12 protein-coding genes are annotated in these 14,356 nt (G+C 73.1%); 11 read left to right on the top strand and 1 reads right to left on the bottom strand.

Annotated features, from left to right (window positions below; translation table 11 throughout):
* Positions 1-3 precede the first annotated feature (3 nt).
* Positions 4-3,051 carry a BTAD domain-containing putative transcriptional regulator gene (locus ACFY0F_RS06620; RefSeq protein ID WP_388789920.1) on the top strand — a complete coding sequence of 1,016 codons (3,048 nt, stop codon included), beginning with the start codon at positions 4-6 and terminating at the stop codon, positions 3,049-3,051.
* A 63-nt stretch (positions 3,052-3,114) separates the two neighbouring features.
* On the opposite strand, the gene ACFY0F_RS06615 is transcribed toward ACFY0F_RS06620, so the two are convergent.
* On the bottom strand, positions 3,115-3,303 hold the full coding sequence (locus ACFY0F_RS06615; RefSeq protein WP_388789917.1) for a hypothetical protein: 189 nt from the start codon (positions 3,301-3,303) through the stop codon (positions 3,115-3,117).
* 425 nt (positions 3,304-3,728) lie between these two features.
* Here ACFY0F_RS06615 and ACFY0F_RS06610 point away from each other — a divergent pair, with 425 nt between their 5' ends.
* The 10 genes from ACFY0F_RS06610 (at position 3,729) to ACFY0F_RS06565 (ending at position 14,355) form a co-directional block, all read left to right on the top strand.
* On the top strand, positions 3,729-4,826 hold the full coding sequence (locus tag ACFY0F_RS06610; RefSeq protein WP_388789914.1) for a M16 family metallopeptidase: 1,098 nt from the start codon (positions 3,729-3,731) through the stop codon (positions 4,824-4,826).
* 148 nt (positions 4,827-4,974) lie between these two features.
* Entirely contained in the window at positions 4,975-5,796 is an 822-nt protein-coding gene (locus ACFY0F_RS06605; RefSeq protein ID WP_388789912.1) for a hypothetical protein, read from the top strand.
* Positions 5,793-6,866 (top strand): hypothetical protein, encoded by a 1,074-nt coding sequence (locus ACFY0F_RS06600; protein ID WP_388789909.1) that lies wholly within the window; start codon positions 5,793-5,795, stop codon positions 6,864-6,866. Before ACFY0F_RS06605 ends, ACFY0F_RS06600 begins: the two co-directional genes overlap by 4 nt.
* Positions 6,863-7,834, top strand: coding sequence for an ABC transporter ATP-binding protein (locus ACFY0F_RS06595; protein WP_388789906.1), 972 nt, complete (start codon positions 6,863-6,865; stop codon positions 7,832-7,834). The genes ACFY0F_RS06600 and ACFY0F_RS06595 overlap by 4 nt, the downstream gene beginning before the upstream one ends.
* Positions 7,831-8,604 (top strand): ABC transporter permease, encoded by a 774-nt coding sequence (locus tag ACFY0F_RS06590; RefSeq protein WP_388789904.1) that lies wholly within the window; start codon positions 7,831-7,833, stop codon positions 8,602-8,604. Before ACFY0F_RS06595 ends, ACFY0F_RS06590 begins: the two co-directional genes overlap by 4 nt.
* Before the next feature lie 6 nt (positions 8,605-8,610).
* A complete protein-coding gene (locus ACFY0F_RS06585; protein ID WP_388789901.1) occupies positions 8,611-9,426 on the top strand; it encodes an ABC transporter permease in 816 nt (271 codons plus the stop codon).
* A gap of 32 nt (positions 9,427-9,458) precedes the next feature.
* A complete protein-coding gene (locus tag ACFY0F_RS06580; protein WP_388789898.1) occupies positions 9,459-10,271 on the top strand; it encodes a hypothetical protein in 813 nt (270 codons plus the stop codon).
* Positions 10,272-10,442: 171 nt separating this feature from the next.
* Positions 10,443-11,750 carry an aspartate aminotransferase family protein gene (locus ACFY0F_RS06575; protein ID WP_388789895.1) on the top strand — a complete coding sequence of 436 codons (1,308 nt, stop codon included), beginning with the start codon at positions 10,443-10,445 and terminating at the stop codon, positions 11,748-11,750.
* Positions 11,750-13,024, top strand: a complete 1,275-nt coding sequence (locus ACFY0F_RS06570) for a hypothetical protein (RefSeq protein WP_388789892.1) — start codon at positions 11,750-11,752, stop codon at positions 13,022-13,024. Before ACFY0F_RS06575 ends, ACFY0F_RS06570 begins: the two co-directional genes overlap by 1 nt.
* Positions 13,021-14,355: an HAD-IA family hydrolase gene (locus ACFY0F_RS06565; protein ID WP_388789889.1), complete on the top strand. Its 1,335-nt coding sequence runs from the start codon at positions 13,021-13,023 to the stop codon at positions 14,353-14,355. Before ACFY0F_RS06570 ends, ACFY0F_RS06565 begins: the two co-directional genes overlap by 4 nt.
* Position 14,356 lies beyond the last annotated feature (1 nt).

The following is a 14,356-nucleotide window of genomic DNA, read 5'->3' as shown; positions in this document are numbered from 1 at the left end:
ACGTTGAGCGCACATTTAGCCGGGGATCTGACCTTTCGGGTGCTGGGGAGGGTGCGGGCGTTCCGCGGAGAGGCCGAGATCCCGGTCGGCCCTCCGCAACAGGTGGCCCTGCTGTCGGCACTGCTGCTGCGCGCCGGGCATCCCGTGACGTTCGACGACCTCGCCGATGCCCTGTGGGAGCACGATCTGCCCAAGTCCGCGGCGACGACCGTCCGTACCTATGTGTGGCGGCTGCGGCGGGTCCTGGAGACGGACCCCTCGGCTCCGGACATCCTGCTGTCGGCGGGCGACGGCTACCGGCTCGCCGTGGAGGACAGCGCGGTGGACGTCTGGCACGCCGAGGCGCTGACACGGCAGACCGCCCGGCTCAAGGCCGAGGGGCGTGTCGAGGAGGCCGAGGAGAGCGCCGCCCGTGCCCTCGCCCTGTGGCAGGGCACGACCCTGGCGGGGGTCCCCGGGCCCTTCGCCGAGCGCAGGCGGGACAGCCTGGAGGAGCTCAGGGTGTTCCTGCAGGAGGAGCGCCTCGAACTGGCCATCCGGCTGGGACGCTTCCAGTCCTCCCTGCCGGGACTGGCCGAACTCACCGCCGAACACCCCCTGCGCGAACGACCGCACGCGCTGCTGATGCGTGCCATGTGCGCGATGGGACGCCAGTCGGAGGCACTCGCCGTGTACGACCGGGTGCGCCGTCGCCTCGCCGAGGATCTCGGCGTCGACCCGGGACAGGAACTGGTCGGGGAGTACACGCGGATACTCAACGGCCTCCCGGCCGTCGACGCACCGTCGGAGCCCCAGGGTCCCGGCGCCGCCACCGGCGTCCGTCCGGTGGCCGAGTACGTGCCCGACCCGTCGGAGAACCGTGCCGCGCAAGAGGGCCGTCCGGCGGAAACCGGGACGGACCGGGACCGGCAGCGCACCGGCTTCCTGCCCGCTCCCGCGCAGTTGCCCGCCGCGGTCCCGTTCTTCGTCGGACGCGACGAGCTCGGCCGGCGTATGTGCGAGCTGCTCACCGCTTCGGATCAACGCGCGTTGACCATGGTCGCGGTGAGCGGAATGAGCGGCGTCGGCAAGACCGCCTTCGCCCTGCACGTGGCCCACCGTGTGCGGCACCACTACCCGGACGGCCAGCTCTACGCCGACCTGCGGGGCGGCAGTGTCCCCCCGGCCGATCCGTTCGTCGTCCTGGGCAGCTTCCTCACCGCACTCGGTGCGTCGGCCGACGGGCTGCCCGAGGAACTGGACGACCGCGCACGGCTCTTCAGATCCCTGCTGGACCGCCGTCGCATGCTGGTCGTCCTGGACAACGCCCACGACGTGGTGCAGTTGCGGTCTCTCCTGCCCGGCAACGCCGGCTGTGCCGTGATCACCACCAGCCGGCCGCGTCTGTCGGGTCTGGACGCGACCGCGCACGTCGGCCTGGACGTCTTCACGCGCCAGGAGGCGCTGGCCCTGCTGGAGGAGGCCGTCGGCCCGTCCCGGCTGTCCGCCGAGCCCGACGCGGCCGGTGAACTCGTCGCCGCATGCGGTCATCTGCCCCTCGCCACGCGCATCGTGGCGGCGCGGCTGGCGGCGCGGCCCGCCTGGACCATCGCCTCCCTGGTCCGCAAACTCGCCGACGAACGCGGACGCATCGCACACCTGCGCCTCGGCGACGTCGCCGTCGACGCGGCGTTCGAGCTCGGGTACCGGCAGCTGTCCGCCCCCCAGGCACGCGCCTTCCGGGTGCTGGCGCCCGTGGCCGAGCCCGACCTGGGGCTGCCCGCCGTGGCGGCGGTTCTCGGCATCGACGAGGACAGCGCGGAAGAGGTGATGGAGTCCCTGGTCGACGGTTCCATGGTGGAGTCGGTCGCGCCGGGCCGCTACCGCTACCACGATCTGCTCAGAGCCTTCGCCCGCACCCTCCCGTGGCCGGCGGACGCGGAACCCTGCGGCGCGATCCTGCGGCGGCTCCTCGACTTCCTGCTGGCGAGCGCGGGGGCGGCGTTCCGGCACGTGGTCCCCGGGGACGACGTGCACGACTCCTTCGGACCGCTCGGCGGGGCAGGGCTGGACTTCGCCGACGCGCGCACGGCCCGGGCCTGGATCACCGAGGAGGCCGACGGCATGCTGGCCGCCGTGCGGCAGTCGGTGGGGGACCCCGCGGCGCTGCGGACGGCGACGGACCTGCTCATCGCCCTCAGCGCCTTCGGCCAGGAGGTTCCCCCGTCCCGGCTGGCGGAACAGGCCCAGGCCCTCGCGCAGGCCGCCGAGGCCCACGCGGACCGGCGGACGCTGGGGCGGGCCCGGTGGCTCAGCGGAGCGCTCGCGCTGCGGGCCGGGGATCCCGCCGGGGCCGAGCCGCTCGCCGCCCAGGCGGTGGCGGCGTGCCGTGACACCGGTGACAAGGCCATCCTGCGGCAGGCTCTCAACGACCTGGGGCTGGCCGCGCAGTTCCTCGGCCGGTACGAGGAGGCGTTGGCCCACTTCGACGCCTCCCTGGCGCTGGCGGAGGAACTCGGGCACCGTTCCGGCAGGGTGGCGACCACGCTCAACGCCGCCCTCACCCGGATCCGGGGCGGGCAGGCCCGCGAAGCCGTCGCCCCGTGCGAGGCGGTACTGAGTGATCTGCGCTCCGAGGGCGACGACGCCGCGATGACCGCCTACGCGCTCTATGTGCTGGGTCTGGCGCTGCACGGCGAGAGCCGGTGGCAGGAGGCAGCCACGCGTTTCGCGGAGTGCCTGGGTCTGTGCCGGGCGACGGGCATCCGGGACCGCGCGGCGCACGCCGGATACCGGCTCGCGGACACGCTGACCAGGATGGGCGACCTGGACGGTGCCCTGCGCCACGCCGAGTGGGCGCTCACGGAGGCCCAGGAGACAGGTGGGGACCGTGAGCTGGCCACGGCCCGGCTGGTGCTCGGCCGTGTCCTGGCCGAGCGGGGCGACGCGGACCGGGCGAGGGGACAGCTCGAGGAGGCGTACGAGACGTTCTCCCGCCTCGGACTGCCCGAGGCACGGCAGGCCGCCGACGCCCTCGAGACGGTGGGCGGCCCGCGCGCGGGCCGGCCCTGAGGGGCCGGCAGCCGCCTGCGAGCGGGCGCGCTGCCGGCCCTCGTCACGGCCCGGTGGGCGTTGTCAGCTGGGAGACTTGCACTTCTCGCAGTCGCTGCCGGTGCTGTTCCAGGCGACGACGTGCCGGTCGGCGTGTGCCCCGCCGTCCGCCCCCACCCGTCCGGCGACGCCGGTCATGCCGGTCAGGAGGGCGAAAAGCCCCAGGGCGGCGGCGTACCGCCGGACCGCCCTCCGTGTCGTTCTGCGCGTCATGCTGCTTGTCCCTCACTCTGTGCGGCAGGGCCGCCCGTGCTTGCGCGAGCAGCATGGCACGCCCGCGTCAACAACCGATCAACGAGTGATCGAAATCGGTCACCGACCGGCTGTCGACGTTCCGTTGACAGGCGGTGCCTAGCGTTCTCAGCGGTCGGACCTACCGGTCACGCACCACAACCAAGAGATCGAAGGAGAGCGACATGACTCGCAACCACGCCGTCGGAATGCGTCCCCGCCTGGACAAGGTGAAGGTCAAGGCCGCCAAGGCCTGAGGCACCGCATGGTCAGCGGCTGCCGGGGAGTTCTCCTCCCCGGCAGCCGCCGGCCGGTCTCCCTCCCCTGCCCGCACGGGAGGGCCACCCATGGTTCATCCGCTCACCGCGCCGGTCTCCCGCCGCGTACGCCCCTGCGAGAGTGCCCCCTTGACTGTCTCCCAGCTCACCACCCGGACCGCGGGGCCGGCGGTCGCGTCCGTCCCGCTGCTGACCGTCGTCGACGAACGGCTCAAGACCACCAGTATCTGCCTCGCGCTGGCCCACGGCTCCCGCGACGACCCGGAGGGCCGTGGCGGGATCGCCCACCTCCTGGAACACCTGGTGATGTCCTGTCCCCTCGGGGACGAGGGGCCGCCCGTGTCGTTCAGCGAGTACGTGGAACGGCGCGGTGGTCAGGCCAATGCCCAGACCGGGCTGGAAGTGATGCTGTACTACGCGCAGGTGCACGCCGACGACGCGCAGGACGTGGCCGCCGCACTCCTGCGGGCGGTGCGCGAACCCGAGCTCGGCCAGAACACCCTGGACCGTGAAAGAGCCGTGGTGCTGCAGGAGCTGGTCACCGCGGCCGCCGACCCCTCGGACGCCGTCCAGGACGCCGTCCTCGCCCAGCTCTTCCCCGGCCATCCGCTGGGCCGCCCGGTCGGTGGCGACCCGGGCCAGCTGGACGCGGTCACGACGCGGGAACTGGCGGCGGTGCACCGCGACCGGTTCGTGCGCGCCCCCGGAGTGCTGGTCGTGGTGGGACCGTGCGTCCCGCCCGCGCTGACCGGCCCCACCGCCCTCTGGCCGGAGCAGCCGGCGGCCCCCGCGCCGCACGTGCCACTGGGGCCCGCCGGCGCGGGCGACCCGCTGCCGGACCCCGGGACGGCGGACTTCGCCTGGCTCTGCTTCGGCGCCCGCTCCCCGAGAGCCGCCGCCGCGGGACGCGCCGCCTTCACCGTGCTCGCCCACCTCCTCGGCTCCAGCCCCTCCTCCCTGCTGTACCGCGCCCTGCGCAGCGAGCACGGCCTGTCCTACTCGTTCCACGCCTGGGACCGCGGTTACCGGGAGTCCGGCGCCTGGCGGTTGCTGATCGGTGCGGAGGCGTCCGCCGCCGACCGGGTCCGCGCGCTCGTCCACGAGTTGCTGGCCGGCGTCGCCGCACGGGGGCCCCTCGCGGACGACTTCCGCTCGGCCCTGCGGCAGGCGGAGATGAGCCTGGCCTGGTCCTGGAGTCGGAGACCCCCCTGGAGTACGCCAAGCTGATCGCCGAGCGCAGTTGCTCCGCGGGGCGCCCGTGGACCCTCGAGGACGAGATCGCCGAGTTGCGCCGGGTCACCCCCGAAGACGTCCGGCTGGCCGCCGAACGCGTCCGGCGGGAACTGCTGCTGACCGTCCGCTCGGTGGGCGCCTGATGTACGCCGTGGAGAGCTACCTCGAGGCGGCGGGCGCCGCAGGCCTGCTGCGTACGGTGTCCGGTCTGCCCTGTGTCGCGGGCGTGTCCACCGATGCGCTGACCGGCGCCCGGCACCTGCTGGTGGAGTACGCGGACCCGGGACTGCTGTCGGACCCGGACGCCTCGGCACTTCTGTGGCGGACGATGCTGACGGACCACCCCGAGGCCTCCGTCCTGATCGTGCGCACCGGTGCCGCCGTCCGGCTGCCGCAGCCGTGGCAGCGCGACCTGACGTACGTGCGGCTGACCGGGGACGCCGAAGCGGCGACGCGCGCAGGCGCCCCCCGGGTCACCCCCGCCGAGGAGCGGCACCGGCCCCTGCTGGCCGCCTGGCTGGTACAGGCCGTCCTGCACGCGGCGCGGGAGCAGGGGCGGCCGGCCGACCCGGCGGCCGCGGCCGCCGAGGCCGACGCTCTGCTCGACACCCCGTCCCGCTACTCCCTGCTGGTGTGGGAGGACGGGGTGCCGGTGGGACACGCGACCGTCATCGGCCGGTCCTGGGACGAGATCACGGCCGAGTCCCGTGCGGAACTGGTGGACGTCCTCGTCGAACCCGGCGACCACGCCTCCGCGGCCCGCGGTGCCCTGGTCGCCGCGGTCGCGGAGCTCGCCCGGACGGCGGGACTGCCGTTGCTCGGGCACGTCGTGCACGGCCCCGACGGCGGTGGCGACCGGGTCACCGAGAACCTGTGCGCGCGGGGCTGGAAGGTGGATCACCGTTACTGGAGGGCCCGGGCCGGGGAACTGGCCACGCCGCTGAAGGGAGCCGGGCGGGCATGACCGACACACCACTCGACCTGCGGCTGCTGCACCGGCTGCTCGAAGTGCCCGAGCACGAGGGCGCGTACCGTCTGGTCCGCCGCGCCCAGCAGACCTCGGGCACGCTCGCCCAGCTGGTCGTCTCGGTGGCCGCCGCCGAGGGCGCCGAGACCGGCAGCGGCAGCAGGGATCTGCTGGAACGGGCCCGTCTGCGCGCGGACCGCTACGCCGAGCTGCGCGGCGCACTGACCGGCTGCCCGGGGCTTCGTACCGTCAAGGGACCGTCGCTCGCCGCCCACTATCCGCCGGACGTCCGGCGCCCGGTGGGTGACCTCGACGTCGTCGCGCCCGACGAGGCACAGCTGTGGCGAGCCGCGCTCACCCTGTGCTCCCTGGGCGGTGAGCCGGCGGAGCTGTCGCTGTTCACCGCGGACGGGCGGCTGCACGTCATGGTCGCCGTCCTGTGGCCTTCCCCCGACCCCCTGATGGAGGAGGAGATCCGGGTCGAGCTGTGCACGGCCGCGTTCGCGGGTGACTTCGCCGGAGTCCCCGTGCGGCCGGAGCTGCCCGCGGACCAGGTCCTCGCCGACCTGCTCTCGGTCGCCGAGGAGCGCTTCCAGCGGTCCTTCCACGCCAAGGACGCCGTCGACCTGCTGATGCTGCTGGAGGGCGGTGCGGCGACACCGGCGGAGATGGCCGACGCCGCGTCCGCCTACCGGCTGGCGCCCGAACTGCTGGAGCTGACCGGTCTGCTGGGCGCCGCCGTCGACCATCCGGGCACGGAGCCGCTGCGGCGGGCGCTGGCCGGGGCGGCGCAGGACGAGACCGCTCGCCGTGCCGCGGCGCGCCGGAGCACACCGGAGCCGGAACGCCCGGTGGCGGCGCGGCTCGACGCGGGGTGTCCGGTCTGGGGCATGCCGCTGAACCGTGCGACACGGTCCGGGAACAGCTGCGTCCTGGAGCACCGGGCCGCTCTGCCACTGGCCCGCACACCGGTCGGGGACTACCTGCTGGTGGCCGACGAAGTCGTCGATCCGGGCGTGTACGCCACGGCGCTCGCCGCCGTCACGGAGCAGGAGGCCGGAACATGACTCCGCCGCAAGAGCGCGCGATCGAGGTCGGCGCGCTGACCCGGGTCTTCCGGACGGGCCGGCGGCCCGACGCGGTCGTGTCCGCGCTGCGCGGCGTCGACCTGACCGTCCGCAGCGGCGAAGTGCACGGCCTGCTCGGGCCGAACGGCGCCGGGAAGACCACCCTGTGCAAGATCCTCACGACCGTGCTGCTGCCCAGTGCGGGCACGGCACGGGTGTGCGGGCACGACGTCGCCACCGCGCCGCGGGCGGTCAAGCCGCTGATAGGCATCGTCTTCGGCGGCGACCGGGGCCTGTACGGCCGGATCAGCCCGCGGCAGAACCTCGCGCTGTGGGGCGCGCTGTACGGCCTGCACGGCAGCGAACTGCGGCGGCGGACCGACGCCCTGCTGGAACGGGTCGGTCTGAGCGAGCGGGCGGACGACCGGGTGGACGGCTTCTCCCGGGGCATGAAGCAGCGGCTGCACCTCGCCCGCGGTCTGGTCAGCGACCCCAGGGTGCTGATCCTCGACGAGCCCACCGCCGGCATGGACCCACTGGCCGCCCACGACTTCCGCACACTGGTGCACGAGCTTCGCGCGGAAGGCCGTACGGTGCTCGTCACCACGCACGACATGGCCGAGGCCGAGGCGGTGTGCGACCAGGTCACCCTGATCGACCAGGGCCAGGTGCTGGCCACCGACCGCCCGGAGGTGCTGGCCCGCCGGATGTCCGCCTACGAGCGCGTGGAGGCGGCCGGCGTGCCCGCGTCCGTCGCCGAGCAGCTCGGCAGGTTGCCCGGGGTGGCCTCGCTGGACCGGTCGCCCGACGGGCGGATCAGGGTGGAGGTCTCCGCCGCCGACACCACCGGTGAGGTGCTGCGCGGGCTGGTCGAGGCGGGCGTCACCTCGCTGGCGACGGTCCGGCCCGGGCTGGCCGAGGTCTACCGGCACATGATGCAGGACCGCGGGATGCGGGTGACCCGATGAGCCCCACCCTGTTCTGGCAGGTGTTCCGCCTGCAGGTGCTGATGACGCTGCGGACCCCGGACACCCTGCACGTCTTCGTGACCGCGCCGCTGTACACGTGCGTCTTCCTGGCCATCACCGAGCACGCCGAACGTCGTGACCTCGCCGGCTTCGCCGTGCTCGCGCCGGTCCTGATGTCCCTGTGGTCGATGGCGCTGATGGCGGGCGGCGAGCTGATCGGCCACGAGCGGGAACGGGGCACGCTGGAGGCCGTGGTGGCCACACCGGCACGCTACTCGACGGTGGTCACGGCCAGGATCACCGCGGTGACCCTGCTGAGCACCCTGAGCCTCGCGGAGGCGTGGCTGGTCGCCTGGGCCGGTTTCGGTATCACGGTGACGATCGCCCGCCCGCTGCTGTTCGCCGTGGGGGTACTGCTGACCGCGCTGGCGATGGCGGGCACCGCGAGCTGTGTGTCGGCGCTGTTCGTGCTGGCGCCCTCCGCCCGGATCCTGCAGAACACGCTGAGCTTCCCGTTCTTCCTGCTGGGCGGGGTCCTGGTGCCCGTGAGCGTGCTGCCGCAGTGGCTGCAGCCGGCCAGCAAGGCCGTGTTCCTGTCCTGGAGCGCGGACGTGCTGCGGACCGCGGTCGGTCCCGCCCCGGACCACGGCACGGCCGGCGGCCTGCTGGCCGTGGTGCTGCTGGGGCTGGCCGGTCATGCCGCCGGGACCCTGCTGATCGACCGTATTCTGCGCAGGGTCCGGGTCACCGGCACCCTGGCCCGGATGTGAGGCCGTATGGACACCACCGTCTTCCGTGCCGTCACCGCCGGCCGGGTGGTACGCGCCGCCGCCGCCAACGCCTTCGCGGACTTCCGCGCCACCTACACCTGGTACGGGTGGACGTTCGGCTGGCTCGGCCGGATGCTCTGCCAGGTCACCTTCTTCGCGCTGATCGGCTCCTTCCTGCATTCCCCCGCCCAGACCCGCTACCTCGTCCTCGGCAACTCGGTGATGACGTGCGTCATCGAGGCCATGACCGTGGTGGTGTCGACCAGTTGGGAACGCGCGCAGGGCACCCTGGCGCTGCTGGCCGCCGCCCCCGGCGAGATGGGGTGGGTCTTCCTCGGGCGCAGCCTGCAGTGGCCGGTGAGCGGCTGCGGCACCTCGCTGGTCGCGCTGCTGCTGCTGGACCCGATGTTCGGTGTGCACTTTCCGGCGGTCCGGGTTCCGGCACTGGTGGGGCTGGTGGTGCTGACCGCGTTCAGCACGTACTGCTTCGGGCTCTTCCTGGGCGCGTTCGTGCTCGCCGCGCCGGCCGTCCGCAACATCGTGTTCAACACCGCCTTCCTCGTCACCATGGCGATCGGCGGAGTGCAGGTGCCGACGGGCTTCTGGCCCCTCGGTGTGCGGCTGTCGGCCGACGCCCTGCCGGCCACCCACGGTGTGGCGGCGGTGCGCGCGCTCGCCGACGGCGCCGGCCCGGCCGCCGTCGCACGGCCCGCGGCGTTCGCCGCGGTGGCGGGCGCGCTGTGGCTGGCCGCCGCGCTGACCGCTTTCCGCCTGTCGGCGGAGCGGGCCCGGCGCAACGACGGATACGAGTTCGCCGTATGAGCGGCGAACCGCGCGAACAGAAAGGTCACCCCATGCCCCACCAGGCGACCACTGGTGAGCTCAGCGTCCTGGTCGTCAAGCCCGACGGCTATCGCTCCCCCCGGGTCCGCGAGTACGTCGACGTCCTCCTGGACGCCTCGCCACTGAGCGTCGAACTGCGCTACGAGGTCTGCCTGGAGGACGAGGACGTCCTGGACACCTGGCCCAAGTTCGCCGGGCCCAAGTACCCGATCACCGCGGAGCTGCTGAAGCTGTATCTGACCAGTGGACCGTGTGAGGTCATCGTGGTGCGGGGGCCGGAGGTGGTGCGCCGGTGCGCGCAGCTGCGGGCCGAGGTACGCGCACGGTTCGGCACATCGGCGTTCGCGAACTGCGTGCACACTCCGACCGAACCTCACGAGATCGGCCCCAACGTGGAGAAGTACCTGGTCAGTCTGCCGACGGGACGACCCTTCGTACGGCACCTCGACGAGGGCGCCACGGTGGGGATCACCGGGCGACTGGCCGCCGTACCACGCTCCGTCCTCCTTTCCGAGGCGCGGGCCTTCTGGCGGACCGCGCAGGAGGACGGCTGGCGTGCGGCCTGGCGGGGCCGTCCGGCGGGCGGGGCGTACGGCACCTGCCTGCTGCCCGGGGATCCGCACTCCGTGGATCACGGCATGTCGCTGATCGCCGACGCCCTGCCCGGCCTGACCCCGCGGGAGGTGATCTCCGCCTACGTGGAGGCCGAGGTGGAAGGCTGGTCCTGTCTGCTGTCCGGTACCCGGGAGCAGGCACGGGACCTGGCCGCACTGCTGACGGCGCAGGGGCTGTACACCGAGGTCAGGGCCATGGCCGCGGCTTAGGCGACGCCCCGCGGCCTCACCCGCGGATCCTGCCGCACCCCTTTTCCCTTCCGTGTCCGCCCGTACCGATGTGCGCCGTCCATCCGTACGGATCCTCGCGGGCGCTGTGCGCCCGCGCCCGCCGCCCGGCTTCCCCGTCGACGAGCGTCAATGAGCTTGGAGAGCCTTCGTATGCCCCTGCCCCCTCATCTCGTGGCCCCGGACACCTTGTCCGAGCAGCAGGCCGACGACACCAGCGCCGTCTACTACCCGGTTTCCGACACCAGGATGGTGGCCGGCGAGGGCATCCACCTGTACGACTCGGAAGGCCGCGGTTACATCGACTGCGCCTCGGCGACGTTCAACCTCAGCCTCGGGTACCGCCATCCCGCGGTGATCCGGGCCATCAAGGAACAGGCCGACCAGCTCATCCACGTGACCTCCGGTTTCCAGACGGCACCGATCAACGCGCTCGCCCACCGTCTGGTGAAGCTGGCCCCGAAGACCATCAGCAAGGCCCATCTGAAGGTCGACGGGGGCTCGGCCGCGAACGAGGGCGCCGTGAAGATGGCCCAGCGGGCCACCGGCCGCCGGGACGTCATCACTCTCTTCCGCAGTCATGTCGGGCAGACGGTGATGATGGCCAGCCTGTCCGGGAACGCCTTCCGCAAGCAGCCGTTGGCACAGCTGTACCACGGCGGCCTGCAGGTGCCGGACCCGTACTGCATGCGCTGCTTCTACGGTCAGGACCCGCGCAGTTGCGGGCTGATGTGCGTGGACCGCATCAACGACTTCCTGGAGTACGCCAGCAGCGGCAGCGTGGCGGCGGTGCTCGTCGAGCCGATCTCGGGCAACGGCGGCAACATCGTGCCCCCCGACGGGTACTTCGCCGCGCTGCGCGAGTTGTGCGACGCCCACGACATCAAGCTGATCTTCGACGAGGTGCAGACGGGAATCGGCCGCACGGGACGCATGTTCGCCGCCGAGCACTTCAGCGTCGATCCCGACGCCATCACCGTGGCCAAGGGGCTGGGCGGTTCCGGCAGCCAGGTCGCGGCCATTCTGACCAGTGAGGAGCTGGCGGGTCTGCCGACCAACGACCACTCCTTCACCTACGGCGCCAACCTGCTGGCCGCCGCCGCGGCGCTGGCCACCCTGGACATCATCGACGACCCCGACTTCCTCGCCAACGTCCGTACCACGGGCGCACACATCCTGGACCGTCTTCAGACGCTGCGCCGCACCCACCCGCACATCGCGGACGTGCGCGGAGTGGGTCTGATGATCGGCGTCGAGATCGTCGACGAGATGGGACGCCCGAGCGCGGCGCTCACGAACCGGCTGGCCGAACGCGCCCTGGACCACGGCCTGGTCATACGGACCTCCCGCTACGGACACGGCAACGTCCTGAAGATCCGCCCGCCGCTCATCCTCACCCTTGAGGAGGCCGACATCATCTGCGACCGGTTCACCGAGCTGCTCCTGGCGGAGGGCGTCTGATGGCCCACCAGGACCACCGCGCCTCCTCGACCGCCTCCCTCGCGCGACCGTGCGGCACGGACAGCGACATCGCCTTCGTCGGTGGAGGCTTCCGCACCACCACCTTCCTCTCCTCCGCGCCCGGTCTGCTGCGCCGCCGGATCCGCGTCCACGAGCGCGGCAGCACGTTGGGCCCCGGCGGCTTCGCCCGTTACGGGATCACCACCACCTCGATCGGCTCCCGCTTCTTCAAGCACGTCGACCTCAGCGGCCCGTTCGCCGCCCCGGGCCGCTCCCGCACGCTGACGGACGTCGCCCGGGCCGAGCAGCCGGTCGCCATGCCCCGGCTGGCCACCGCCCTGACCGAGCTCGGGCGTACGCTCCAGGACGCCCTCGGCCCGGACGGGGTACGTCTGGGCAGCACGGTCGTGGCGGTGCACGCCGAGAGCGCACGACAACGGGTGACGCTCGAACTCGCCGACGGGACCAGGGAGTCGTCCCGGCATGCGGTGCTCGCCACGGGCCGCATCGAGCGCCCCCACCCGGAGCTGGCGCCGTGGCGGGCGAAAGTGCTGCCGTCCGGCACCGTGATCTCCACCGGCCACCGGGCCGAGATCAAGGACCGTCTGCTCGGGGCGGCCGGCCGGCCGGTGGTCATCGTCGGCTGTTCGCACAGCGCCATGTCCGCCCTGCAGACCCTGCTCCTCCTGCGGGCGGAGGCGCGCGCCGAACACCCCGGCGCGCTCCTGCCCGCGCTGCAGGTGGTCCGCCGCGGCCCGGCCCGGCTCGTGTACGACAGTGCGGACCTGGCCCGGAGCGGCCAGAAGCCCGGGAGGGAGCGGCTCTTCGACCCCGTGGCCGACGTCTGCCCGGCCACCGGCATCGTCTACCGCGACTCGGGGCTGCGCCATGAGTCACGGGCCCTCTACTGCGCCCTGTGGGCGGGCGAGGTGCCCGGCGCGACACTCCTGGACGCGCCGGTCCTGGCCGACGCGGCCGATCGTTTCGACCGGGCGGGACTGATCGTTCAGGCGCTCGGTTACCACGGGCAGGCCCCCGACATCCACCTGGACGGCGCGCTGCTGCGTTCCGGCGAGTCACCCGACCGGCTTCTGGCCGACGACGACGGAGCACTCCTGCTGAACGGAACCCCGCAGTCCCTGCTGTCCGTCCTGCGCGTGGAGCCCACCCCCCTCGACCGCCGTGACCACAGCGTCTACGGCAGTGACCTGTACCACCGGCTGGCCCGCCGGCTGGACCGCCTGGTCGCACCGACGGCGGAGGTGCACGCGTGAACGGCGACGAGCCCGTCCTCTGCGCACTGACCGCGCTGATCGCGAACCGCCGCGCCGGCGCCCCCCGGAGCCCGTACGTCGTCGGTGTCACCGGAGTCGACACCGCGGGAAAGTCCCGGATGGCGGAACGCCTGCACACCCTGCTGCGGACCGCGGGCACACCCGCCACCGTGGTGCACGTGGACGACTTCCACCGCCCGCGGGCCGAGCGTTACGACCCGGCCCTGCCGGCGCCCCGCCAGTACTACGAGCGCAGCATCGACTTCGCCCGGCTGGAGGCCGAGATCCTGGTCCCGCTGCGGGCGGAGGGCCGGCTGCACCGTACCGTCGCCGTCCTCGACCCGGCCTCGGACGAGTGGACCACGGTCCGTCACGACATCGGTCCCGGCTCCGTCGTGATCCTGGAAGGCGTCTTCCTCTACCGCGCGGAGACCCGGCCGTACGTCGACCTCTTCGTCCATCTGCACGTCGACGAGGACACGGTGCTGGAGCGGGCCCGGCAGCGGGACGTGCCCGGTCAGGGCGAGGAGGTGATGGCGAAGTACGCCGGCAAGTACCTGCCGGCGCAACGCGCGTACCTGGCGCGGCACAGGCCACAGACGCTCGCCGACGTCATCATCGACAACGCCCACTGGCAGCGGCCCGTCGTGCGCACCTGGCCGGGAGGGCCCCGGGCGGTGCTGTTCGACCTGTGGAAGACGCTGGTGCCGCTGCCGGAGGAGCTGAAGCGGCGCACCTTCGAGGCCACCGCCGAAGCGCTGGGGCAACGTCCCGAGGACCTGGCGGACGTGTGGAAGCGCACCAGGGACGTACGCGAGACCCGGCCCTTCGCGGCGTACCTGGACCGGCTGCGCGACCAGGTGGCGGGCACCTGGTCCCCGGCTCAGGCGGAGCGGGCGGCAGCCACCCGCCGTCTGCTGCACGGCCAGGCCTTCGCCGCCCCGCTGCCGGGCGCGGTCGAGGCGGTGACCACCGCGAGGCGGCTGGGACTGCGGACGGCGCTCGTCTCCAACTGCACCTCGGACGTCCGGGAGATGGTGCGCGACTCGCCCTTCGCCGGCCTCTTCGACGAACTGGTGCTGTCCGCGGAGGCCGGTGTCATGAAACCGGACCCCGAGCTGTTCCTCGCCGCCGCCGACCGCCTCGGCGTTCCGCCCTCGGCGTGCGTCTTCGTCGGTGACGGCACGGACGGCGAGCTCAGCGGTGCCGCCGCGGCCGGCATGACCGCCGTCCTGGTGGAGTGCGGTGAACCCCGCTCGTGGACCGGCCCCCGGATCGCCGCCCTGCCCGATCTGACCGACCTCGTCGTGACCGTCCTCGCCAAGGGGTGAC

Source organism: Streptomyces sp. NPDC001544 (assembly GCF_042894285.1).
GTDB lineage: Bacteria > Actinomycetota > Actinomycetes > Streptomycetales > Streptomycetaceae > Streptomyces.
This window is presented reverse-complemented; position numbering and strand designations above follow the sequence as displayed.